The sequence below is a fragment of the Mycolicibacterium sp. SMGY-1XX genome (assembly GCF_059132455.1).
In genome coordinates this window covers 664,870-688,047 of record NZ_CP101139.1, presented here as the reverse complement: position 1 = coordinate 688,047, position 23,178 = coordinate 664,870, and the positions used below count along the sequence as shown (strand labels likewise).

General features: G+C 65.6%; 22 protein-coding genes. 11 read left to right on the top strand and 11 right to left on the bottom strand.

Going from position 1 to position 23,178, the window contains the following annotated elements; genetic code table 11:
• Nucleotides 1–42 precede the first annotated feature (42 nt).
• Together NL241_RS03320 and NL241_RS03315 are read right to left on the bottom strand one after the other, a co-directional pair.
• Complete coding sequence (locus NL241_RS03320) at nucleotides 43–1,164, bottom strand: NAD(P)H-dependent flavin oxidoreductase (protein ID WP_494396762.1); 1,122 nt, start codon at nucleotides 1,162–1,164, stop codon at nucleotides 43–45.
• Nucleotides 1,161–2,819: a medium/long-chain-fatty-acid--CoA/3-oxocholest-4-en-26-oate--CoA ligase gene (locus tag NL241_RS03315; protein ID WP_494396761.1), complete on the bottom strand. Its 1,659-nt coding sequence runs from the start codon at nucleotides 2,817–2,819 to the stop codon at nucleotides 1,161–1,163. Before NL241_RS03315 ends, NL241_RS03320 begins: the two co-directional genes overlap by 4 nt.
• Before the next feature lie 69 nt (nucleotides 2,820–2,888).
• Between NL241_RS03315 and NL241_RS03310 the strand changes: the two genes are divergently transcribed.
• Nucleotides 2,889–3,689 (top strand): crotonase/enoyl-CoA hydratase family protein, encoded by an 801-nt coding sequence (locus NL241_RS03310; RefSeq protein WP_487694212.1) that lies wholly within the window; start codon nucleotides 2,889–2,891, stop codon nucleotides 3,687–3,689.
• Between the two features lie 51 nt (nucleotides 3,690–3,740).
• Here NL241_RS03310 and NL241_RS03305 read toward each other — a convergent pair whose 3' ends face one another.
• From NL241_RS03305 to NL241_RS03295, 3 genes are all read right to left on the bottom strand, one after another.
• Complete coding sequence (locus NL241_RS03305; RefSeq protein WP_487694211.1) at nucleotides 3,741–4,943, bottom strand: cytochrome P450; 1,203 nt, start codon at nucleotides 4,941–4,943, stop codon at nucleotides 3,741–3,743.
• Nucleotides 4,944–4,971: 28 nt separating this feature from the next.
• A complete protein-coding gene (locus NL241_RS03300; protein ID WP_494398234.1) occupies nucleotides 4,972–5,655 on the bottom strand; it encodes an acetoacetate decarboxylase family protein in 684 nt (227 codons plus the stop codon).
• A 91-nt stretch (nucleotides 5,656–5,746) separates the two neighbouring features.
• Entirely contained in the window at nucleotides 5,747–6,778 is a 1,032-nt protein-coding gene (locus tag NL241_RS03295; RefSeq protein WP_494396760.1) for an LLM class F420-dependent oxidoreductase, read from the bottom strand.
• A gap of 49 nt (nucleotides 6,779–6,827) precedes the next feature.
• Here NL241_RS03295 and NL241_RS03290 point away from each other — a divergent pair, with 49 nt between their 5' ends.
• The 7 genes from NL241_RS03290 to NL241_RS03260 all read left to right on the top strand — a co-directional run bounded on the left by NL241_RS03290 (nucleotide 6,828) and on the right by NL241_RS03260 (nucleotide 12,993).
• On the top strand, nucleotides 6,828–7,805 hold the full coding sequence (locus NL241_RS03290; protein ID WP_494396759.1) for a Zn-ribbon domain-containing OB-fold protein: 978 nt from the start codon (nucleotides 6,828–6,830) through the stop codon (nucleotides 7,803–7,805).
• 12 nt (nucleotides 7,806–7,817) lie between these two features.
• On the top strand, nucleotides 7,818–8,885 hold the full coding sequence (locus NL241_RS03285) for a thiolase family protein (protein WP_494396758.1): 1,068 nt from the start codon (nucleotides 7,818–7,820) through the stop codon (nucleotides 8,883–8,885).
• Nucleotides 8,885–10,054: a thiolase family protein gene (locus NL241_RS03280; RefSeq protein ID WP_487694205.1), complete on the top strand. Its 1,170-nt coding sequence runs from the start codon at nucleotides 8,885–8,887 to the stop codon at nucleotides 10,052–10,054. The genes NL241_RS03285 and NL241_RS03280 overlap by 1 nt, the downstream gene beginning before the upstream one ends.
• Nucleotides 10,051–10,449 (top strand): nuclear transport factor 2 family protein, encoded by a 399-nt coding sequence (locus NL241_RS03275; RefSeq protein WP_494396757.1) that lies wholly within the window; start codon nucleotides 10,051–10,053, stop codon nucleotides 10,447–10,449. The genes NL241_RS03280 and NL241_RS03275 overlap by 4 nt, the downstream gene beginning before the upstream one ends.
• A gap of 138 nt (nucleotides 10,450–10,587) precedes the next feature.
• Complete coding sequence (locus NL241_RS03270; protein WP_494396756.1) at nucleotides 10,588–11,235, top strand: hypothetical protein; 648 nt, start codon at nucleotides 10,588–10,590, stop codon at nucleotides 11,233–11,235.
• 103 nt (nucleotides 11,236–11,338) lie between these two features.
• Nucleotides 11,339–12,517 carry a 3-ketosteroid-9-alpha-monooxygenase, oxygenase component gene (locus NL241_RS03265; protein ID WP_494396755.1) on the top strand — a complete coding sequence of 393 codons (1,179 nt, stop codon included), beginning with the start codon at nucleotides 11,339–11,341 and terminating at the stop codon, nucleotides 12,515–12,517.
• A complete protein-coding gene (locus tag NL241_RS03260) occupies nucleotides 12,514–12,993 on the top strand; it encodes a hypothetical protein (protein WP_487694200.1) in 480 nt (159 codons plus the stop codon). The genes NL241_RS03265 and NL241_RS03260 overlap by 4 nt, the downstream gene beginning before the upstream one ends.
• A gap of 8 nt (nucleotides 12,994–13,001) precedes the next feature.
• On the opposite strand, the gene NL241_RS03255 is transcribed toward NL241_RS03260, so the two are convergent.
• Nucleotides 13,002–13,793, bottom strand: a complete 792-nt coding sequence (locus NL241_RS03255; RefSeq protein WP_494398233.1) for a phthiotriol/phenolphthiotriol dimycocerosates methyltransferase — start codon at nucleotides 13,791–13,793, stop codon at nucleotides 13,002–13,004.
• Between the two features lie 170 nt (nucleotides 13,794–13,963).
• Between NL241_RS03255 and NL241_RS03250 the strand changes: the two genes are divergently transcribed.
• Complete coding sequence (locus NL241_RS03250; protein ID WP_487694199.1) at nucleotides 13,964–14,602, top strand: sensor domain-containing protein; 639 nt, start codon at nucleotides 13,964–13,966, stop codon at nucleotides 14,600–14,602.
• Nucleotides 14,603–14,611: 9 nt separating this feature from the next.
• Here the strand turns inward: NL241_RS03250 and NL241_RS03245 are convergent, their stop codons facing one another.
• The 3 genes from NL241_RS03245 to NL241_RS03235 are packed head-to-tail and all read right to left on the bottom strand — an operon-like array spanning nucleotide 14,612 to nucleotide 17,719.
• A complete protein-coding gene (locus NL241_RS03245; protein WP_494396754.1) occupies nucleotides 14,612–15,754 on the bottom strand; it encodes a sulfotransferase family protein in 1,143 nt (380 codons plus the stop codon).
• Between the two features lie 40 nt (nucleotides 15,755–15,794).
• Nucleotides 15,795–16,589, bottom strand: coding sequence for an SDR family oxidoreductase (locus NL241_RS03240; protein WP_494396753.1), 795 nt, complete (start codon nucleotides 16,587–16,589; stop codon nucleotides 15,795–15,797).
• A 2-nt stretch (nucleotides 16,590–16,591) separates the two neighbouring features.
• On the bottom strand, nucleotides 16,592–17,719 hold the full coding sequence (locus tag NL241_RS03235) for a hypothetical protein (protein WP_494396752.1): 1,128 nt from the start codon (nucleotides 17,717–17,719) through the stop codon (nucleotides 16,592–16,594).
• A 108-nt stretch (nucleotides 17,720–17,827) separates the two neighbouring features.
• Here NL241_RS03235 and NL241_RS03230 point away from each other — a divergent pair, with 108 nt between their 5' ends.
• On the top strand, nucleotides 17,828–18,730 hold the full coding sequence (locus tag NL241_RS03230) for an IclR family transcriptional regulator (RefSeq protein WP_487694195.1): 903 nt from the start codon (nucleotides 17,828–17,830) through the stop codon (nucleotides 18,728–18,730).
• Here the strand turns inward: NL241_RS03230 and NL241_RS03225 are convergent.
• Nucleotides 18,723–20,831, bottom strand: a complete 2,109-nt coding sequence (locus NL241_RS03225) for a RecQ family ATP-dependent DNA helicase (protein WP_494396751.1) — start codon at nucleotides 20,829–20,831, stop codon at nucleotides 18,723–18,725. The genes NL241_RS03230 and NL241_RS03225 overlap by 8 nt on opposite strands.
• A 128-nt stretch (nucleotides 20,832–20,959) precedes the next feature.
• On the opposite strand from NL241_RS03225, the gene NL241_RS03220 reads away from it, so the two are divergent.
• The gene (locus NL241_RS03220; protein ID WP_494396750.1) at nucleotides 20,960–22,426 is read left to right on the top strand and encodes an alpha/beta hydrolase; all 1,467 of its coding nucleotides are present in this window, start codon (nucleotides 20,960–20,962) and stop codon (nucleotides 22,424–22,426) included.
• Here NL241_RS03220 and trhA read toward each other — a convergent pair.
• Complete coding sequence (gene trhA, locus NL241_RS03215) at nucleotides 22,423–23,109, bottom strand: PAQR family membrane homeostasis protein TrhA (RefSeq protein ID WP_494398232.1); 687 nt, start codon at nucleotides 23,107–23,109, stop codon at nucleotides 22,423–22,425. The genes NL241_RS03220 and trhA overlap by 4 nt on opposite strands.
• Between the last annotated feature and the right edge of the window lie 69 nt (nucleotides 23,110–23,178).

Below are 23,178 nucleotides of genomic sequence, written 5' to 3'. Positions count from 1 at the left end.
CGCCTCGTCGGGGAAGCCACTATCGGAAAGGACATCGCCGAATCAGTTCCCGCGGATGCCGTCCAACCGCATGGTGGCGTCCTCGAAACCGGCGACCAACTCAGCGATGATGTCGGCGACCGGTCGGATCTCGTTCATCCGGCCGACGATCTGGCCGACGGGCATCGCGACGGTCGTCGGGTCGGTGGACTCACTCATCCGCTGATGGGCCTCGCTGACCAGGATGTTCTGCAGCGGCATCGGCAGCGGCTCCGGGGCGCCCTCGGCGTCCCAGGCGTCGGTCCACCGGCTCTTGAGCAGCCGGGCAGGCTTGCCGGTGTAGATCCGGCGCCGCACGGTGTCACTGGACTCGGCCGCCAGCAGTGCCTGCTGGATCACCGAGGTGCCGCCTTCGGTGCGCACCCCCAGGTCGTACTCGGCTGCGGTCAGGAACGCCGATCCCATCCAGACGCCGTGGGCACCGAGCGCCAACGCGGCGGCCACCTGCCTACCGGTACCGATACCACCCGCCGCGAGCACGGCGGCGCTCTCACCAACCGCGTCGACGATTTCCGGCCACAGAACCATCGACCCGATTTCACCGGTGTGCCCGCCGGCCTCATGGCCTTGGGCGACGACGATGTCGACGCCGTTGTCGACATGTCGTCGGGCATGTTTGGCCGACCCGGCCAGCGCCGCCACCGGAACCCCGGCCGCGTGGGCCTGGTCGATGACGTCCTTCGGAGGCGAACCCAACGCGTTGGCGATGAGCTTGATGGGGTGTTTGAGCGCCACCTCGACGTGGCTGCGCGCCACCGAATGCAGCCAGCCCAGCACCCCTTCGGACTTTTCCTCGTCCTCGGCCAGTGGCGGCACGCCCAGGTCTGCGAGGGTCTTGTCGACGAATTCGCGATGCGTCTGCGGGATCAGTTTGTTGATGTCGACGCTGGTGCCCTCGGTGGGGACCTTGGCGGGCATCACGATGTCGACGCCGTAGGGCAAGCCGCCGGTGTTCTCATCCATCCACTGCAGGACGTTCTCGAGGTCATCGGCGTCGTTGAAGCGCACGCAGCCCAGCACGCCCAGCCCCCCGGCCTTGCTGACCGCGGCGGCCACCTTCTCCGACGGGGTGAAGACGAAGATCGGGTACTCGATCCCGAACCGGTCACAGAGTTCGGTTTTCATGCTCCCACTGCTCCTGCCGCGTGTTTGGCGTGGACGTCATCGGCGGGCCGTTCCTCGGTGGTGTCCTTGGCCCAGCGGTAGTCGGGCTTGCCCGCGGGTGAGCGTTTGATCTCGTCGACCAGCCACAGGCTGCGCGGCACCTTGTAGCCGGCGATCTCGGTGCGCACGAAGGCATCCAGTTCCGCCAGCGTCGGGCGGGTGCCCTCGCGTGGGTGCACCACGGCGGCGACATGTTGGCCGAAGCGTTCGTCGGGAACACCCACCACCAGGGCGTCGAAGACGTCCGGATGGCCCTTGAGCGCGGCCTCCACCTCTTCGGGGTAGATCTTCTCGCCACCGGAATTGATGGACACCGAACCGCGGCCGAGCATCGTGACGGTGCCGTCGGCCTCGACCTCGGCGTAGTCACCGGGAATGGCATAGCGCACGCCGTTGAACGTCTTGAACGTCTCGGCCGTTTTTTTCTCGTCCTTGAAATACCCGACCGGGATGTGTCCGCGCTTGGCGATCACCCCGCGCACACCCGACCCCGGTGTGACCTCGTTGCCGTTCTCGTCGAGCACCACGGTGTTCTTGTCGATGGTGACGCGCGGACCACCGGTGTGCGACTGGCCTTTGGCCACCACGCTGGTGCCGCCGAAACCGGTCTCCGAGGATCCGATGGAGTCGGTGATGATGCGGTTGGGCAGCAGTTCGAGGAACTTCTCTTTGAGGCTGGTGGAGAACAGCGCCGCCGTGCTGGCGAGCAGGAACAGCGATGACAGATCGTATTCGTTTCCCGCGTCCTGGTGGGCCAGGAGTGCATCCAGCAGCGGGCGGGCCATCGCGTCACCGGTGAAGAACAGCAGGTTCACCTTGTGGTCGTGAATGGCTTTCCAGACCTCGTCGGCGTTGAATTCCGGCGCCAGCACCACGGTTTGGCCGGAAAACAGCGCCATCCAGGTGGCCGACTGTGTGGCGCCGTGGATCATCGGCGGAATCGGGTACCGGATCATCGGGTTGTTCTCGGCGGCCTGCTTGGCCAGGTCGTACTCGTCTTTGATCGGCTCACCCGTGGCGAAGTCGGTGCCGCCGAACAACACCCGGTAGATGTCCTCGTGGCGCCACATCACGCCCTTCGGGAAGCCGGTGGTGCCGCCGGTGTAGAGCAGGTAGATGTCGTCTTCGCTGCGGGGGCCGAAGTCGCGTTCCGGCGAGCCCTGCGCCAGCGCGGCTTCGAACTCGACACCGCCGTATCCGCCGAAATCGTCATCGGAGCCGTCTTCCACCACCAGAACCGTCTTGACGTTCGGCGTCTCGGGCAGCACATTGGCCACGCGGTCGGAGTACCGGCGCTCATGGATCAGCGCCACCATGTCGGAGTTCTCGAACAGGTACTTCAGTTCGCCCTCGACGTAGCGGAAGTTGATGTTCACCAGGATGGCACCGGCTTTGACGATGCCGAGCATCCCGATCACGATTTCGATCCGGTTCCGGCAATACAGCCCGACCTTGTCGTCCTTCTTGACACCCTGGTCGATGAGATAGTGGGCCAGGCGGTTGGCCTTGTCCTCCAACTGGGCATAGGTCAGCTGCTCGTCACCCGAGATCAGGGCGACACGGTCAGGCACAGCGTCGATGGCGTGCTCGGCGAGATCGGCAATGTTCAGGGCCACGGAACCCAAACTAGAACGTGTTACATTTCAAGACAAGTCTCAAGCGAAGATGCAGGAAGGCGGCCCCTTGTGAGCGAGCCCCAGAAAGAGCCCGACGCCCTCGTTGAGCAGCGCGGACACACCCTGATCGTGACGCTCAACCGGCCGCAGGCGCGCAACGCACTTTCCACTGAGATGCTCTCGATAATGGTCGAAGCCTGGGACCGCGTCGACAGCGACCCGGAGATCCGGACGTGCATCCTCACCGGCGCCGGCGGCTACTTCTGTGCCGGCATGGACCTCAAGGCCGCGACGGCCAAACCGCCGGGCGACTCCTTCAAGGACGGCAGCTATGACCCGTCGCGCATCGACGGTCTGCTCAAGGGGCGCCGCCTGACGAAACCACTGATCGCTGCCGTCGAGGGCCCCGCGATCGCGGGCGGTACCGAGATCCTGCAGGGCACCGACATCCGCATCGCCGGTGAGAGCGCCAAATTCGGCATCTCCGAGGCGAAGTGGAGCCTCTATCCGATGGGTGGGTCCGCGGTGCGCCTGGTGCGCCAGATCCCGTACACCATTGCCTGCGATCTGCTGCTGACCGGACGCCACATCACTGCCGCGGAGGCGCTCGAGTACGGCCTGATCGGCTACGTGGTGCCCGACGGCTCCGCCTTGGACAAGGCCCTCGAGATCGCCGAGGTGATCAACAACAACGGGCCACTGGCCGTGCAGGCCATCCTGCGCTCGATCCGGGAGACCGAGGGCCTGCACGAGAACGACGCCTTCAAGATCGACACCAAGATCGGTATCGAGGTGTTCCTGTCCGACGACGCCAAAGAAGGCCCGCGGGCGTTCAAAGAGAAGCGGGCGCCGAAGTTCCAGATGAAGTAGCGATTTCGGCGCGCTCGTAACCGCTGAGCGGTTACGAGCGCGCCGAAATCCCTAGTTGACCCGGGCGCTGGGGGTGAAGACCACCGGCATCGACTCCAGGCCGCTGACGAAGTTGGCCGGCCGCAACGGCAATGCAGAGGGATCCGCCAGGCGCAGATCGGGCAGCCGCTGCAGCACCTTGCCCAGCATCAACTTCAGCTCCAAGCGGGCCAGCTGATTGCCCAGGCAGAAGTGCGAGCCGAAGCCGAAAGCGACGTGGCTGTTCGGATTTCGATCGATGCGGAAGTTGTCCGGATCACCGAAGACCGCCTCGTCGAAGTTCGCGGACTCGAACATCAGCATGATCTTCTCGCCGGCCTTCAGCGATGTGCCGTGGAATTCGGTGTCGGCCGTCAAGGTGCGGCACATGTTCTTCACCGGCGAGGTCCAGCGCAGCATCTCCTCGATGGCCCCGGGTAGCAGCTCGGGGTCGGCCACCAGACTCTCCCACTGGTCCTGATGGCGCAGAAGCTGTTCGGTGCCGCCGGAGAGGGTGTGCCGCGTGGTCTCGTCGCCACCGATGAGGATCAACAGCGTCTCGAAGACGATCTCGTCGTCGGACATCCGCTCGCCGTCGACCTCGGCGTTGACCAGGATGGAGAACAGGTCATCGGTCGGCTCGGCTCGCCGCTTGGTGATGACGTTCTTGGTGAATTCCGTGTAGGCGGCGAACGTCTCCATCAGCTTCATGATGGTCTGCTCGTCCACGGTGGAACTCAGCCCGCACACCAGGTCGTCGGACCACTTCAGCAGCATCTCGCGTTCTTCGGGGAGCACGCCGAGCATGTCGCCGATGACCGCCATCGGCAGGGGCGCGGCGATGTCGCGGACGAAATCGGCCTCTCCCCGCTCGCACACCCCGTCGATCAAGGTGTCGCACAACCTCTCGATCGAGGGCACTTTGTCCATCACGCGTTTGCGGGTGAAGCCGGAGTTGACGAGCTTGCGCCGCAACACATGTGCGGGGTCGTCCATGTCGATCATGTAGGGCATACCGGGTTGGTCCGGCCGGATACCGCCGGTGTTGGAGAACAACTCCGGATTGCGCTCGGCGTCGAGCACCGCCTGGTACGTGGCGGCGGCGGCCAGGCCGTTGCGGTCGCGGAACACCGGCTGGTTGGCGCGCATCCACCGGTAGGCCTCACGCGCGTTGCCGTCGGCGTAGAAGTTGCCGTCGGCCAGGTCGACGTCGAGGCCGGGCAGTGTGCTCGTCATGGATGATCTCCTGCTCGTCGGTGGGTGCTCAGTGCGAAATCACTAGGGCGTCAGCGAAAGTCATGTCGACGTTGGCCGCTGAACTCGACACGAGCGCACGTCTGGGCAAGCCCAGGGATGCCAGTTCGCGTGCGTAGGGATGTTCGCCGAGTCGGAGGACGACACCACCGGGCCGGTACCGCACACCCGAGAGCACCATCTCCCCCGCGGTTTCGCGGGTGACACCGTCGAGGTGTGAGTACGTCGAATGCACCTGCTTGCGGCCGGTGAGCGCCGCGGGTGTCGGCAGACCGGGCCGGAACTCCATGCTGACCACCCGTTGGCCGTCGATGCTGACATCGAAGCCGAACTGACGCCCGTTACGAACGGTGAAGTCCGCCATCACTTTCGGATAACCCCAGATGGTGCGGCCGGCCTCCAGTGTGAACGGCTGATCGACGGGCAGATGGTGCACGAAGGCACCCGCCGACTGCAGCGCCTTCACACCGGTGGCCGTAGAGCCCGGCGGATTCACCATCACGTTGGTGCCGTACTCGTAGTACTGGCCCAGGTCGGTGTCTTCGTAGCGCATCAGCATCAGCACCACGAGCGCCTTGCCCCGTCCGAAGCGGCAGACCTGCAGGCCGCTGTAGTCGATCATCCGCTGGGCAGCATCAGCGTCGACGGCGAACATCGCGGTGTGCTGGTGCGCGGTCCGCACGCGGACCGGCATGGTCAGGACGGTGCCGGCGATGGTGTGCTGAGAGGTGGCTTGGCTCACACCGTCAATCTAGAACGTGTTCTAGACACATCGCAAGAAGTGTCTACACGAGCTGGGCCAACTCCTGGATCTGCTCGACGGAGCGGGCGCCGATCACCATCATGGTGACGCCGGCCTCTTCCCAGACCTTGATCTGGGACTTCACGTGGTCGACATCGCCGACGATGGCCGCGTCATCGACCAGCTCGTCGGGAATCACCTTGGCCGCTTCGTCTTTTCGGTTGCTGCGGAACAGCTCGGTCACCTCGTCGACCACCTCCGAGTAGCCCATGCGGCGGTACACATCGGCGTGGAAGTTGGTGTCTTCGGCCCCCATTCCGCCCATGTAGAGCGCCAGGAACGGCTTGATCATCTCGAACACCGCCGGACGGTCATCGGTGACCACCACCTGGGCCGTCGCGCAGATCTCGAAGGTCTCGCGAGTCCGGCGCGCGCCCGGGCGGGCGAATCCCTCATCGAGCCAGGAGTTGTAGGTGTCGGCCATCCGGGGGGTGTAGAAGATCGGCAGCCAGCCGTCGCAGATCTCGGCCGCCAGCGCCACGTTCTTCGGGCCTTCGGCGCCGAGCATCACCGGGATGTCGGCGCGCAGCGGATGGGTGATCGGCTTGAGTGGCTTGCCCAACCCGGACGTGCCTTCGCCCGTGAGAGGCAGCGGATAGTGCGGGCCCGCACTGGTCACCGGGGCTTCGCGAGCCCAGACCTGGCGCAGGATGTCGATGTACTCGCGGGTGCGCGCCAGCGGCTTCGGGAACTTCGCGCCGTACCACCCCTCCACCACCTGCGGGCCGGACACCCCGAGCCCGAGGATGTGCCTGCCGCCGGAGAGGTGGTCGAGGGTCAGTGCTGCCATGGCACACGCGGTGGGGGTGCGCGCCGACAGTTGCACCACCGAGGTGCCCAGTCGCAGCCGCGACGTCGACGAACCCCACCAGGACAGCGGTGTGTAGGCATCCGAGCCCCACGCCTCGGCCGTGAACACCGTGTCGAATCCGGCGTCCTCCGCGGCGGTGACGAGCTCCGCGTGGTTGGTGGGCGGCTGCGCACCCCAGTACCCGAGTTGGAGACCCAGTTTCATGGGAGGACCTTTCTTGCCACGATTGTTAGAACCTGTTCTACTCGATGCTGTGACCGCCAGCCAGAGCAGCCCGGCGCTGATCGATCAGCATGAGCCGCCGCTTTCCGCACCGTTGAAACTGTCATTCGACTACACCCGTTCAGTCGGTCCGATCCTCGGTCAGTTCTTCACCGCACTACGCGATCGCCGCATCGTGGGCAACCGCGGATCCGACGGTCGGGTGCATGTGCCACCGGCCGAGTACGACCCCGTCACCTATGAACAGCTGACCGAGATCGTACCGGTGGCCAGTGTCGGAACCGTGCTGTCGTGGACATGGCAGTCGACCCCGCTGGAGGGCCAACCGCTGGACCGTCCTTTCGCGTGGGCGCTCATCAAACTCGACGGCGCGGACACTCCGCTGCTGCACGCGGTCGACGGGAAGGTCGGCACCGGCGACCGGGTGCACGTGCACTGGGCCGACGAGACCGTGGGCGCCATCACCGATATCGCGTACTTCGTACCGGGTGACACCCCGGAACCGGACGGCGAGGCTTCCGACAAGGACCCGGTGACCATGCTCGTCACCCCCACGTCCATCGAAATCCAGCACACCGCTTCACTTCCCGAGACCCGGTTCCTGAAGGCCCTCGAGGAGGGCAAGCTGCTGGGCGCGCGGTCGGGTGACGGCGGCAAGGTGTACTTCCCGCCCAAGGAGGCCGACCCGGCCACCGGCAAGGAACTCGACCAGTTCGTCGAACTGCCCGACAAGGGCACCGTGACCACGTTCGCCATCATCAACATCCCGTTCGCCGGGCAGCGCATCAAACCGCCGTATGTGGCGGCCTACGTACTGCTCGACGGCGCCGACATCCCGTTCCTGCATCTGGTCACCGAGATCGAGGCCAGCGAGGTGCGGATGGGCATGCGGGTACAGGCCGTGTGGAAACCCCGCGAGGAGTGGGGCCTGGGCATCGACAACATCGATCATTTCCGGCCGACGGGTGAACCCGACGCTGACTACGACTCCTACCGCCACCACCTGTAAAGGGACACTCCCGTGACTGACATAGCTGTCGTCGGCTTTGCGCACGCGCCCCACGTCCGCCGCACCTTGGGCACCACCAACGGTGTCGAGATGCTCATGCCGTGTTTCGCCACCCTCTACGACGAGCTGGGCCTGAAGCAGACCGATATCGGTTTCTGGTGCTCCGGATCCTCGGATTACCTTGCCGGCCGCGCCTTCTCGTTCATCTCGGCCATCGACTCGATCGGTGCGGTACCGCCGATCAACGAGTCGCACGTGGAGATGGACGCCGCCTGGGCGCTCTACGAGGCCTACATCAAACTGCTGACCGGCGAAGTGGAGACCGCGCTGGTGTACGGGTTCGGCAAGTCGAGCGCGGGCACCCTGCGCCGGGTGCTGGCGCTGCAGACCGACCCCTACACCGTCGCCCCGCTGTGGCCGGATTCGGTGTCGATGGCGGGATTGCAGGCCCGCTTCGGCCTGGACTCCGGCAAATGGACGGCCGAGCAGATGGCCCAGGTGGCCCTGGATTCCTACGCCGCCGGCGGACGCACGGACAACGAGGCGGCGACCGGGACCATCGAGGAACTGTTGAGCCGCCCCTATTTCGCCGATCCTCTGCGCCGTCACGACATCGCACCCATCACCGACGGTGCGGCGGCCATCGTGCTGGCCTCCGGCGATCGGGCCCGCGAACTGCGGGAGAACCCGGCCTGGATCACCGGTATCGAGCATCGCATCGAGACACCGATACTGGGGGCCCGCGATCTGACCACCTCCCCCTCGACCGAGGCGTCGGCCAAAGCGGCCACCGGCGGGGACACCGGATCCATCGATGTCGCCGAGATCTACGCGCCGTTCACCCATCAGCAGCTGATCCTCACCGAGGCGATCGGACTCAACGGCTCCACCAGGATCAACCCCTCCGGCGGCGCCTTGAGTGCCAACCCGATGTTCGTCGCCGGTTTGGAGCGCATCGGCTTTGCCGCCCAACACATCTGGGACGGCAGCGCCCAGCGCACCTTGGCGCACGCGACCAGTGGGCCTGCGCTGCAACAGAATCTGGTGGCCGTGCTCGAGGGAAGGGACGGTAAGAACTGATGGCCGGTCAGAGAGCAGCGGTGCTGGGCACCGGGCAGACGAAGTACGTCGCCAAACGCCTCGACGTGTCGATGGCCGGTTTGGTCCGCGAAGCCATCGATCGGGCGCTGGCCGATTCGGGTCAGACGATGGCCGATATCGACGCCGTGGTCGTCGGCAAGGCGCCGGACTTCTTCGAAGGCGTCATGATGCCCGAGTTGTTCCTCGCCGACGCCGTGGGAGCGACGAACAAGCCGCTGATCCGCGTGCACACCGCCGGTTCGGTGGGCGGTTCCACCGCTGTCGTGGCCGCGTCGCTGGTGCAGTCCGGCAAATACCGCCGGGTGCTGTCGATGGCATGGGAGAAGCAGTCCGAGTCCAACGCCATGTGGGCGCTGTCGATCCCGGTGCCGTTCACCAAACCGGTGGGCGCGGGCGCCGGCGGCTACTTTGCCCCGCACGTGCGCGCTTACATCCGCCGCTCGGGAGCCCCGAACCACATCGGGGCCATGGTCGCGGTGAAGGACCGCCTCAACGGCGCCAAGAACCCGTTGGCGCATCTGCACCAGCCCGACATCACGCTGGAGAAGGTGATGTCGTCGCAGATGCTGTGGGACCCCATTCGCTTCGACGAGACCTGCCCCTCCTCGGACGGTGCGGCCGCCATCGTGATCGGCGACGAGCAGGCCGCCGACGCCCGGGTGGCCGACGGGCACCCGGTGGCCTGGGTGCATGCCACCGCGCTGCGTACCGAGCCGCTGGCCTACTCCGGCCGCGACCAGGTGAATCCCCAGGCCGGCCGCGACGCCGCCGCCGCGCTGTGGAAATCGGCCGGCATCACCAGCCCGATCGACGAAATCGACGTCGCCGAGGTGTACGTGCCGTTCTCCTGGTTCGAACCGATGTGGTTGGAGAATCTCGGTTTCGCACCCGAAGGGGAAGGCTGGAAACTCACCGAGGCCGGCGAGACCGCGATCGGCGGGCGGATTCCGTTCAACCCGTCGGGTGGGGTGCTGAGCTCCAACCCGATCGGCGCGTCAGGCATGATCCGGTTCGCCGAATCGGCCATCCAGGTGATGGGTAAGGCCGGTGAACACCAGGTCGAAGGTGCGCGCAAGGCGCTCGGACACGCGTACGGCGGCGGCTCGCAGTACTACTCCATGTGGGTCGTGTCCTCGGACAAACCATGAGTGCGGTTCATGAGGCGGGCGCCCGCTCACGCGCCGCGGCCGTCGCGCGGGACAAGGACGCCTGGCTGGCACTGTTCGCCGACGACGCCATCGTCGAAGACCCGATCGGGCCGTCGCATTTTGATCCCGAGGGCAAGGGCCACCGGGGTAAGCAGGCCATCGCGGCGTTTTTCGACAAGGCGATCGCGCCCAGTGAGTTGGAGTTCCATTTCGAGGACAGCTTCGTGTGCGGTAACGAGGAGGCCAATGTGGGCTACATCCTCATCACCGCCCAGGGTTACCGGGTCAAGGCCGAAGGCGTGTTCACCTATCGGGTGGACGACGCCGGTCTGATCACCGCCCTGCGGGCCTATTGGGAGTTGCAGCGCGCGGCCGCCACCGCCACCAAAATCTGAGGAACCACGATCTGAGGGTGTGGTCGGCGTCATTTTGCCGCCCCGTTGAGTGCACCGGTAGCGTCGAAGGTCAGGCCTGTCGCCTAGGCTTTCCCTTGCTCCCCTTTCCCTATTCAGATGGCTTTGACTGATTTTCGTATGCGCACACCTCAGAACCGATACCTCGCCCTGACCGTCGCCTCGGCCGCCGCCCTCAGCGTCGCGCTCGGCGGCTGTACGCCGGCACAGCAATCGTCCACCGGCAGCACCAGCACCACGTCGAGTCCGGCAGTGCCGACCCTGCCGGCGTTCGCCCCGACCACCACCACCAGTGCGGCCGAACAACCCGTCGATTACAGCCGGTTCCTGCTGACCGCCGAAGACCTCAGCGACGGGGAAGACACGTTCATACAGCGGTCGTCGACGCCCGATGCCGACGGCACACCCGGCGCCAGCGCGTTCTTCGTCAACGACCAGGACACCCGCGCCATCACCGACACGATCGTCGCCTACCCCGACGCACAAGCCGCCAGTGCTGCGTTGCAACAGGTGGTGGCGGACCCGTCGAAGGTGGTCCGCGGCGGTGAGCCCCAGCCGTTCCCGGTGGGCACCGATGGCACCCTGTTCCGAGGTACCGCACCGGACGGTAGCAAGGATGTGACGCTGCTCGTCTTCACCGAGGGGCGTGCACTGGTCAGGCTCCGATTCGAGAGTGCCACCGGTGACCCCACCACCGATCCGTTCGTGACCAGCGTCGGCAAGATGCAGCAGATCGCGCTGCGGACCGGCCTCGCCGACTCCGAATAACCCACCCGTCACGGGGTATGTCGCAGGTCGTGGCGTTTACATTGCGCGCCACCCGGGAAAAACTGTAACGTGTTCTAGTTAGTGAGCAACGACTGGAGGCGTCATGGCTACCGAGACGGCCGGCATTCGCGAGATCGACACCGGTGCGCTGCCGGACCGCTATGCCCGTGGCTGGCACTGCCTGGGGCCCGTGAAGGACTTCCTGGACGGTAAGCCGCATGGGGTGGAGATCTTCGGAACCATGCTGGTGGTGTTCGCCGATTCTCAGGGCGAACTGAAGATCCTCGACGGCTACTGCCGCCACATGGGCGGGAACCTCTCCCAGGGCACCATCAAAGGTGACGAGGTAGCGTGCCCGTTCCATGACTGGCGCTGGGGCGGCGACGGTAAATGCAAGCTCGTTCCCTACGCCAAACGCACCCCTCGCCTGGCCCGCACCCGCGCCTGGACCACCGACGTACGCGGCGGCCTGCTGTTCGTGTGGCATGACCACGAAGGCAATCCACCGCCGGAGGAGGTGCGGATCCCCGAGATTCCGGAGTTCGCCAGTGAGGAGTGGACCGACTGGCGATGGAACACGATGCTGATCGAGGGCTCCAACTGCCGCGAGATCATCGACAACGTCACCGACATGGCCCACTTCTTCTACATCCACTACGGATTGCCGACGTACTTCAAGAACGTCTTCGAGGGTCACATCGCCTCGCAGTACCTGCACAATGTCGGCCGGCCGGATGTCAACGACCTGGGCACCACCTACGGCGAGGCGCATCTGGATTCCGAGGCGTCGTATTTCGGCCCGTCGTTCATGATCAACTGGCTGCACAACAACTACGGCGGTTACAAAGCCGAATCCATCCTGATCAATTGCCACTACCCGGTGTCCCAAGACTCCTTCGTCCTGCAGTGGGGCGTGATCGTGGAGAAGCCCAAAGGCCTGGACGAGAAGACCACCGACAAACTGGCCCGCGTCTTCACCGAAGGCGTGAGCAAGGGTTTCCTGCAGGACGTCGAGATCTGGAAACACAAGACCCGTATCGACAATCCGCTGCTGGTCGAGGAGGACGGCGCCGTCTACCAGATGCGCCGCTGGTATCAGCAGTTCTATGTCGACGCCGCCGATGTCACCTCGGATATGACCGACCGCTTCGAGATCGAGGTGGACACCACGGCCGCCAACGAGAAGTGGAACGTCGAGGTCGCCGAGAATCTGAAACGGCAGGAAGCCGACAAGGAGCAGGCACCCGCATCACAAACTCCTGAGGAGCAGCCGGCGCGATGACCCTGCGCGACGAGCGAACCACACCGCCGGACGTGGACCGGTTGGCGCGCTCGATGCTGCTCCTGCTCGGAGAGGGTCACGACGAGTCCGACGACGACCGTCCCGAGGTCGACGGGCGCGGTGGCGGGTCCTGGCGCAAAGCACCGGACTTCGCCTCCGACCCGGACCGGGCGGCCGCAGTGCGCGAAGCCAGCCTCCAGGACCGCGAACGGTATCTCAGTTCAGGCCTGACGCCGGTGGACTGCCGGTTCTGTCACGCCACCGTAGCGGTGAAGAAGCTTGGTCCGGGACACACTGCGGTGCAGTGGAATTCGGAGGCATCTCAGCGATGCGCGGTGTTCGCCGAGTTACGCGCCGAGGGCGGGAACAGCAGCCGTAGCCGTAACTGTCCGCGACTGGCCGACAGCATCAAGCACGCCGTGGCCGAGGGCTGCCTGGAGGAGGTCTCCAGCGCGCCCTCGCCCGGCGACGGCTAGCGTGTGTTTCATTCTTTGACGAAATCGAACACCCGGTAGACCAGCTCGCCCTTCTCCACCGACTGGTGCAGCTTCTGTCCCTGCACCCCACTGATATCGCGGAAGATCTTCCGCAGCGGCTTCGGGGCGTGTTTGGCGATCAACTCGGTGTGCCGCGCCGAGTTCTTCTCCAGACCCCGCTGGACCTCGGTGATGATGTCGGCGCGGGAAAGCTCGCGCAGCGGTGAGGCCGCCATGTCCGCTTCCCACTGGGCAATCTGGTCGTGGCCGCGCAGATCGGCGTACAGGAAGTGCCCTCCGGGTCTCAGCACGCGCGCGACCTCGGACAGGAACACCGAGAAATGTGGATAGAGATGAGCCGCCTCGACATTGATGACGGCGTCGAAGGATCCGTCGGGAAACGGCAGCTTCTCGGCGTCGCCGTGCACGAACTTCAGACCGGGCAGCGGGTGGCGCTCACGGCAGTACTCGATGCCGGCCGGATTGAGATCGAGACCCGTGTAGCTCTTGGTCTTGAGGTACCGCGAGATGTAGGACGCGGCGCCGCCGTGGCCGCAGCTGACTTCCAGGACGTCCTTGCCCTCGAGATCCATCTGCGCCGCGGTCCGGTGGTACAGCTGGATCGAGTGTCGATCGATCTCGTCTCCGGGCTCCAGCGGGATTGCCATCGGCGGATCTTCTTCGTACCCCCAGTTGAGGAAATGCGCCTCGTCGTCACCGAGTCGCTTCGTCATGATGCGGTACCCGTAGCTGGAGATGAGTTTGCCGAAATGCCGGTGCGTCATTCCGACGAACCCCATCAGCCAGTCTTGATGGCGGCGTTGTTTGGTGATGTTCCCCATGGCAACGATTCAAACAGAGCAAACCGGATCTGTACGACCTAAAGCCCGTCCACCGCTCGGTTTAGTTGCCAAGTCAATAAAAATGCTTCGCGGTCCCCAGTGCGTCGCCTGATCCCTACACTGTCGACGTGGGCAAACAGGCTCTGATGGTCGCGCTGTGCATCGCACTCGTCGGCTGTACAAAAGTGGTGGACCCGCCGCAGGCACTGCCCGGCATTCCCGTCGCGCCCATCCCGGCCGGCCAGGTCGCGGACCTGATGAGCAAAAACGTCGAAGAACAGGACGGAAACCTGTTCGTGAGTGTCGAGCCCGCCCGCTGTAGCGGTGTGGCACAAGAAGTCGACGCTCCGTTCATCTTCGACCACAACCCGGCCGCGCACGACGGCGGCCATTGGGTGCAGGCCGGCAATCCGCAGATCTTCGTCGAGGAGATCGTCGGGGTGTTCCGCGCCAACTTCGACGCCGAAGCCGCACTCGCCGACGCCCGGCGCATCATCGAGTCATGCCAGGGCGTCACCTTCACCGTCACCAGCATGACCGACCGCTCATATGACTTCCGGCTGCTGCCACCGCGGGAATCCGGCTCGCCGGACATCGTACTGTGGTCTTTCACCAGCCCGGACTGGGCGTGCGACAACGCCTTTGTGGCGGCCCACAACGCGGCGATCGAAATCACCACCTGCGCCGAGGCAAACGGGTACGACGTGACGGCGCTGGCCGAGGATGCCCTCAAACGTATTGAGGCGCTGGCCAATACGGTGGCCTGACGTCGACGCTCACAGTCCGGCGAAGCGTTGTTTCACCTCGTCGTCGGTCAACCCGTAATCGGCCAACGAGTACGTGTGCTTCGGCGCACGGGGGCCCTTCTTGCTTTCCTCGTGTGTCGCGACCATCGCCTGCCGGGCAGCGTCGGTGAACTCGATACCGAAGGCGCGGTAGATATCGTCGACCACACTGATGGGATCCTTGATCAGCGCGAAGTAGTCGAGATCGTAGAACTGAGCGGGATCGTGCTTGGCACGTTCGGCGTTGAACAACTCCAGCCCCCGCGACCAGGTCTCCATCGAATCGGCCCCGATGACATCACCGACGAATGTGTTCGACCAGCCCTCGGTGGTGTGCTCGGCCAAGGAACACATCGATGCCATGATGGTCTCAGCGGGCCGATGACACTGCACCACAAGGGCATCTGGATACGTGGCGAACAGGGCATCGAGCGCGAACAGGTGGCTGGGGTTCTTCAGCACCCAGCGCTTGTCGCGGTCGTTGAGTCCGATCAGCTGCAGGTTCTTGCGATGCCGCTGATACGGCTTGGTCCAGTCCTGACGCGCCAGCCACTGCGAATAGGTCGGCAGATGTGCCAGCGTCTCGTAGGAGACCGAGTGCAGGGACTGACGCAGCAACTGCCAGCACTCCTCCACTTCGTCGGCGGTCATGTAATGCAAACCGGTGTAGTCCGGGTTCTCCTCGTGCGCCTTGGTGAACTGCGCGTCCAGCTGCTGGAAAACCGGGTTCTCTGACCAGGTTTCACGCGGTGGCCGCGGTTGCGGAAACTCCGCCAGCCACAGTTCTAGCCCTTGGTGACGAGGATCGGCCGCCAGCAGCCGGTGCACGGCCGTGGTGCCTGTGCGGGGCAGGCCGGTGACGAAGATCGGGCGCTCGATGGCGACCTCGGAGTGTTCGGGGTGTTGTTTGAACGCGGCCTCGGACACCAGCCGCGCCACCAGTGCGTTGCGGACGAAGAAGCGTTGCATCTTGCTGCCCAGTTCGGTGAGATCGGCATCGCGTTGGTAAGACTCGAGGAGCACCCCCAGCGCTTCGCGATAGTTGTCGTCGTCGGCGCCGAAATCGTCGAGCCCGCAGGCTTTGACGGCCGATGCATGGAGATCTTCGACCGTGCCGACGTTGGTTCGGGTCATCGTCGCCCCTCGCTCGCTCGATCCTCACTCAGTCCCACCGTCATGCCTTGTACTCCCCGCAGTTGACGTCCAGGGCCTGCCCGGTGATGCCGCTGGACAGATCGCTGGCCATGAACAGGATGGCCGAGGCCACCTCATCCTCGGTGGGCAGCCGTTTGAGGTCGGACGCCGCCGCGGTGGCCTTGTAGATCTCGTCCACCGTGGTGCCGTATTTGCCGGCCTGGTGGGTGAAGTAGCTTTCCAAGGTTCCACCCCAGATATAGCCGGGGAGAATGGAATTCACGCGGATGCCCTGGTCGCCGAGTTCGGTGGCCAGCGACTGGGACATCGCCAGCAGAGCCGACTTGGCCATCTTGTAGGCACCGTACTTGGCCTGGGAGTGGCGCACCACCATCGAGTTGACGTTGACCACCGAACCAGTGGCCTCGGCGAGAGCGGGGGTGAAACCCTGGATCAGCCGCAAGGCACCGAAGACCGTGAGTTCGATGGCCTCACGCATGTGCTCGAACGTGGTGTTCGCGAGGGGTTTCATGGACGGCACCCGGAACGCGTTGTTGATCAACACATCCACCTTGCCGTAGGCCTCGAGAGACTCCTCGACCAGGTTGGCGACCTGGGCTTCGTCGGTGATATCGGTGCCCACGGTCACCGCTCGCCTCCCAAGACCGGTGACCGTCTTGGCGACGTCGTCCAGTCGCTCGACGGTGCGCGCAGCGAGCACCAGGTCCGCGCCCTCTTCCGCGCAGCGCCGTGCCAGCGTCGTGCCCAGCGCCGGACCGACGCCGCTGATCACCACCACCTTGCCTGCCAGCAGGTTGTTGTGCGTACCGGTCACGGCTAGCCCACCATCCTCTCGCCGATCTGTTTTTGGCGCAGGGCGATCCGCTGGCGCCAATCCTGTTCGGAGATCTTGTTCGTGTCGTGGTACGGCAGCACTTCGGCGATCCGGTCGATGTCGACGATCTCCGCGGTGGGTCCGTCGGCCTCGGTGAGCTCACGCGAAACCCGCTGCCAACGGAACTGCAGATAGCCCTTGCGGTGCCCCAGCGTCTCGCACCAGTTCGTCACCCCCGGGTTGATGTCGGAGACCACGATTCGGATCTTGCCGTCCGGATCCGCCTGTGCCTGAGTGCCGTTGAGAGAAGTCTGATGGTTGATGTAGTCCAACGAGATGTACCACAGGCTGCCCAGCTGGAAGCCGAGATACGGCGCGTCGGTGACCGGCAGGGTGATGACCATCGCCTGCTGCGGGTCCAGGTCGTAATGCCCCACCGACGAATACTGGGTGGCCAGTCCTCCGGGTGTGAGCCGCGGCGCCACCAGGGTGTTCACCGGCAGGTTGTTGTAGAACCACTGCGGGAACTGCAGCCACGTCTTGACCCGCTGCACCAGCTGCTTACCTGCCACGGCGTACCGCTTCTCGATGATCTCGCGGGTCAGCGGTGGAGGCGCGGTGCCTACGGTGTCGGTACGCGCGATCGCGAAGGAGCCGCGTTGCGCCGACCAATCGTTGTAGACCTCGCGGATCACCAACTGTGACGGCACTTCTGGGGTGAACCTCCACTCGAAGGTACCGTCGGGCGCGATGTCGAGCTTGCGGTCGTCGAAGGCCGTCTCGCTGTCGGGTACCACTTCGTCGGTGTATTCGCCTCCCAGCAATTGGAAGCTGACATCGGTGGTGGTACCGCGCTTGCCGGTGACGACATACTCGTGACCGGGCTGTACGCGGGTGCCGAAATACATGGTGTCGGGATTGTCCAGACCCATTTTGGTGAACGGGCCCGTGCCGCTGTGCAGAAAAGGATGATCGCGGTCGTAGTCGAAGGCGACGTGCGTGCACGCGGCGATACAGCCGGCGAGATACTGCAGTCCTTCCAGCAGGTCGGCCTCGGATTCGATGAACGGCGCTGCTGCCACCAACTTCTCCGCCTCACCGATGGCCTCGATCAGGGGCTGCGAATACATCCAGTTACCGTCCTCTCGGTCCATTATTCGACCGCGCTGGTAGAGTTTCCGACTGCAGATTAGAACGTGTTCTAGTTCGCGTCAACGCCGCCGTCACAGAGGACCGAGATGACCGACACGAGCGGGCGCGCTTCGCCGCCCACCGGGCGCGTCGTCGCCGTGCTCGAGTTCCTGGCCCGCCACCCGCACGACCAGTTCGGGCTGTCCGAGCTGGCCCGGCGCCTCGGGCTGAGCAAGCCGACGTGCCTCGGGATCATCACCACGTTGACCGAGTGCGGTTATCTGATCCGCGACGCCACCGACAAGACCTACCGACTGGGACCCGCACTGATCGCGCTCGGCCACATCGCCCAGGAGTCCATGCGGGTCAACCCCGCCGCGCGCGAAGCCTTGCGCGCCCTGTCCCAGGACTACGACACCACCGCCGCTCTGTCTGCCGTCGTCGATGATCGGATCACCCTGTTGGAAATGGTGGCCCCGCCGGGTGTCCGCACCGCGGTTCAGGTGGGCCAGAGCTATCCGTTCGCCCCGCCGGTGGGTCTGATGTTCGTGCTGTGGGATGACAAAGCCCTCAGGGCGTGGTTGGCCCGCACCCCCACCATTCCGCTGCGCACCGACAGCCACCGGCTCGAGCGGGTGGTCGCCGAATGCCGCACCGCAGGTTATCTGGTGGAACTGCTGACCCCCGGCGGCCGCCGGCTCTACGCATTGATGGCAGGCATGTCCTCCACCCTGCCCGACGAACTACGGGCACTGCTGGGCGAGATGATCTCCGATATCGGTGAGCGGGTCTATCTGCGCGACGAGGCGGGTGTCTCCAGAGCGCAGCGGCACGATGTCGGCGTCATCTCCGCACCGGTGTTCGACCATCACGGCAGACAGGCGATGGTGGTGTCACTGCAGATCGGACGTGCCCTGACCGATGCCGAGATCACCCGGCACGCCAGAGGTTTGATGAGAACCGCCGCGGCGCTGACCACTGCGCTCGGCGGCCACACCCCCGTCAGCTGACGGCGGCCAAGGCGAACGGCAACACCGCTGGGGCCCCGGCACGGCGCACGACGCGGGCCGCCATGGTCAGGGTCCAGCCGCTGTCGGTCACATCGTCGACCAGCAGAACCGGGCCGGCGATGTCACCCAACTCGGGAGGACTCCACGAATCATGAAGCGCCGCCACCCGGTACGCGGAGTTCGCGGCGGTGACCGGGCGCCGGTCCGGCGCGTACCGCAGGGTCCCCAGGTTGGTCAGTCTGCCGAGCTCGGACAGTCGGGCCACCATCGACGTGATCAGGATGGGGTGCCGCGCAGAATCCAACCCCATCACCGCCACCGGCCGCGTGTCCCAGTCCCACGCGGCCAAGACGTCGACCGCGGCGCGCACCATCACCTCGGGCACGGGGGCGTCGTCCTCGTCGAGCAGTCGGCGCAGGCGCTCGCCCCAGCCCAGATCGGTCAGGCGGCCGATGACCCGTCCGGGTTCCGGACCATCGGTGATCCGGCCGGACAACTGGACGCCGATCTTGCCCAGCCCCGTCGGCCACTGCTTGCGCGGCGTGATCTCCACACCGGGGCGAAGCAACCGCGACTGGGTGTCGGCGACGGCGGTGTCGTCCACGTCCGCGGTGAAGGTGGGCCCGGCACAGTTGTCACAGCGCCCACACCGCTCGTCGGCAGCCAGCTCGGGGTCATCGAGTTGGTTGCGCAGGAAGGACATTCGGCAGCCGGTGGTCGACTGGTAGTCGAGCATGGCTTGTTGCTCACGCCGCCGGGCCTCCTCGAGTGTGCGGTAGCGCTGCTCGTCGTAGGACCAGGGCTCACCGGTGCTGATCCAGCCGCCTTTGACCCGGCGTACCGCACCGTCGACATCGAGCACCTTGAGCACCATCTCCAGTCGGGTGCGCCCGAGATCCACCAGTGGCTCCAGGGCCGGGGTGGATTGCGGCCGGTCGGTATCCAGTGCATGAATCACGTTGCGTACCATGGCTTCCGAGGGGAAGGCCACCGAGGCGAAGTAGCGCCACACGTCCTGGTCCTCACGGCCGGGCAGCAGGATCACCTCGGCGCTGTCAGTGGACCGGCCGGCACGGCCGACCTGCTGGTAGTAGGCGATGGGCGAGGAGGGCGCCCCCAGGTGCACGACGAATCCGAGATCGGGTTTGTCGAAGCCCATACCAAGAGCCGAGGTGGCAACCAGTGCCTTGACCCGGTTGGCCAACAGATCAGCCTCGAGTTGTTCGCGTTCGGCGGTCTCGGTGCCGCCGGTGTAGGCGGCCACCTGATACCCGCGCTCGCGCAGCAGAGTGGCCACATCGTGGGCCTGCGCCACGGTGAGGGTGTAGATGATGCCCGACCCCGGCAGCGAATCGAGCTGCGCGGCAATCCATGCCGCGCGTTGGGCACCGCCGCCGGCCTGTACCACCGACAGTCGCAGGGACTGACGGTCCAGCCCGCCGCGCAACACCACCGTGTCACGGCCACCCACCCCCAGCTGATCCGCGATATCGGTGACCACGCGGTCGTTGGCGGTGGCGGTGGTGGCCAGCACCGGGATGTCGCTGCCCAGTTCGCCGATCAGGGTCCGGATCCGTCGGTAGTCAGGACGGAAGTCGTGGCCCCAATCAGACACACAGTGCGCCTCGTCGATCACCACCAGTCCGGCATCGGCGGCCAGTGCCGGCAGAACGTTGTCACGGAAGTCGGGGTTGTTCAGCCGTTCTGGGCTGACCAGCAGCACGTCCAAGTCGCCGCTCTTGACCTGTTGGTGGATCTCGTCCCAGTCCGTCACATTGCTGGAGTTGATGGTGGCGGCCCGCACCCCGGCCCGCTCGGCGGCACCCACTTGGTTACGCATCAGCGCCAGCAGCGGCGAGACGATGACGGTGGGCCCGTGCCCGCCGGCGCGCAGCAGTTTCGCGGCGATGAAGTACACCGCCGATTTGCCCCACCCGGTGCGTTGGACCACGAGCGCCTGTTTGCGCTGGACCACCAGAGCCTCGATGGCGGTCCACTGGTCGTCGCGCAGGACGGCGCCGGAACCGGCCAGCTGTTCCAGCAGGGCTTGTGCATCGTGTCGGGTCGCGACGGGCGAGCGAAGCGACGGGGAATCAACCATGCCCCCAAGGATGCCCGCTGACTGTGACAGGGTTACAGATTGCCTTCCCGATGTCTCGCGAATTCTGCGAACCCGGCCCGCCGCGGTACGACATCGGCTATATCTGGCAAATGCACATACGGGGGTTTGTGGGTGGGGTCGGAGGGCTGGCGGTCGCTCTCGGCATCGGATCGGCGGTCACACTGGGCTGGGGCTGCAGCGTCGCCGGGGCGGATGCGCCGGAGCGTTCTTCGTCGTCGTCTCGGACGTCAGCCGAGCGTGCGGATGGCCCAACGCAGCAACGGCGCAGCGCCGACCGGCACACGCAGAAGCAACCCGACGAGGGCTCTCCGACGACACGGAAGAAAGGCCGCGCCGCCGACACCCAGCAAACTGACGAGGACACTGCCGAATCCCGTACACCCCGGGCGCAACGGATGTCGTCGACGCCGGACCCGAGAACGACGGTGCGCGCGTCGCAGACCAAGGCAGACACCGATGTCGCCTCAGTGGACCGCAGGCCTTCGCCGACCGAGAACGCGACCGCCGCCGGGGTACTCGCGTACGCCGGCCGTGAACTCGAGCGGGCACGACGGATGCCGGAGAAGTCAGAGCCGGCAACCCCGGTGGGCCTGGCGCCGGGCATCGTGGTTCCGCCGTCACTCACCGATCATCACGAGGTCACCGGCCCGCCGTCGCTGGTCGACCAGATCACTGTCCTGGGCCTGCAGGTCTTGCGTTCGGTCTCCGAGGTGATCGGCATCGATCTGGTGATGAAGAGCGGTGAGGCGATCCTGTCGCCGAGACCGCCGTGGTTCACCACCCTCGGACTCGACGTGGACAGGTCCGAACACGAAGGGCAAGACGTCTGGACCATCACACCGCCGAAGCCGACCGGCGAGGTGGTGGTGGCTGCCCACGGCAGCGGATTCATGTATCCGCCCAACATCATTCACTGGCTGGACTACACCCAGATGGCCCGGCAGACGGGCGCCACCGTGATCGTGCCCAGGTACCCGCTGATTCCCGACGGCGGCACCGCCGCCAACAGCGTTCCGCCCATGGCCGACTTCATCGCGGCCCAGGTCCGGCTACACGGTGCCGACCAGGTGAGTGTGTACGCCGATTCGGCCGGCGGCACGCTGGCGATGCTCGCGGTGCAGAAAATCGTGCGGGACTGCAACAGTGACTCGACGTGCCTGGCGGACAGTGTGCCGTCGCGCATGGTGCTCGTGTCCGCGAGTCTCAGCGGGCCCGAGATCTACACCGATCCCGACGTCGTGCTGGTCAGGGACCCGGTGTCACCCATCCCGGACCCCGTTGACTTCGATGAATGGAACGCAGGCGATCCGCTGCTGTCGAACCCGATGCTCGGACCGACAGTGGGCATGCCGCCGGCCACGGTGTACATCGGCACCCGGGAGATCGGCGCACCCGGTGTCCTGGCCTACGGAGACCACCTTCTGACCGAGAATCCGGACGCCGCCTTCCACGTCGTCATCGGGATGGGGCAGATCCACGACTGGGCACAGGGCGGGGGTCTGCCGTTGAACTCGCAGACCGCCCTCTACCGTGATGACGTCTACCGTCAGCTCGGCATCGTCGACCGGCTCTAGTGCACCACCAGCCAGATCGCGACGAAGTGGCAGGCTGCTGCCGCGGCGGTGAACGCATGGAAGAACTCGTGATGCCCGAATGTCGTGGGCCAGGGATTCGGCCAGCGCGTGCCGTAGAGAACCGCGCCGATGTTGTAGAGCACACCGCCGGCGGCGAGTAACGCGACGACGGTGACGCCTGCACCGTCGAGCAGCGTCTCGGCGAACCAGATTGCCACGTAACCCAGTAGCAGGTACAGCGGTACTCCGACCCACCGCGGGGCAGACGGCCAGCACATCTTCAGGGCGACGCCGGCCGCGGCTCCGGTCCACACGATGGTCAACACCTCCGCGCCGACGGGCGCCGGCATGGCCAGGACCGCAAGCGGTGTGTAACTGGCCGCGATGAAGACGAAGATCGCCGAGTGGTCCAGGCGCATCATCCACTTCTCGGCCAGCGGCGAGCCCCAGCGGACCCGGTGGTAGGTGGCACTGATGGTGAACATCGCCACGATGGCGGCGACGTACACCGACGCGGCCCATCCGGCCTGCGGGGAGGCGGCGAACCAGGCCACCTGGATCAGCGCCGCACCTGCGACGACGGCGACGACGGCCGCGCACAGGTGGATCCAGCCGCGGGCACGGGGTGTGCTGACGAGCTCGGCGACGGCTGCGGGTCCGCTTGCCGTGGTTACGTTGCTCAGGTGGCCTCCGTCGTAGTGAGCGGCCCGGACCTTGCGCGCGCAAGCGGAACACTAGCCGGGTGAACAGGC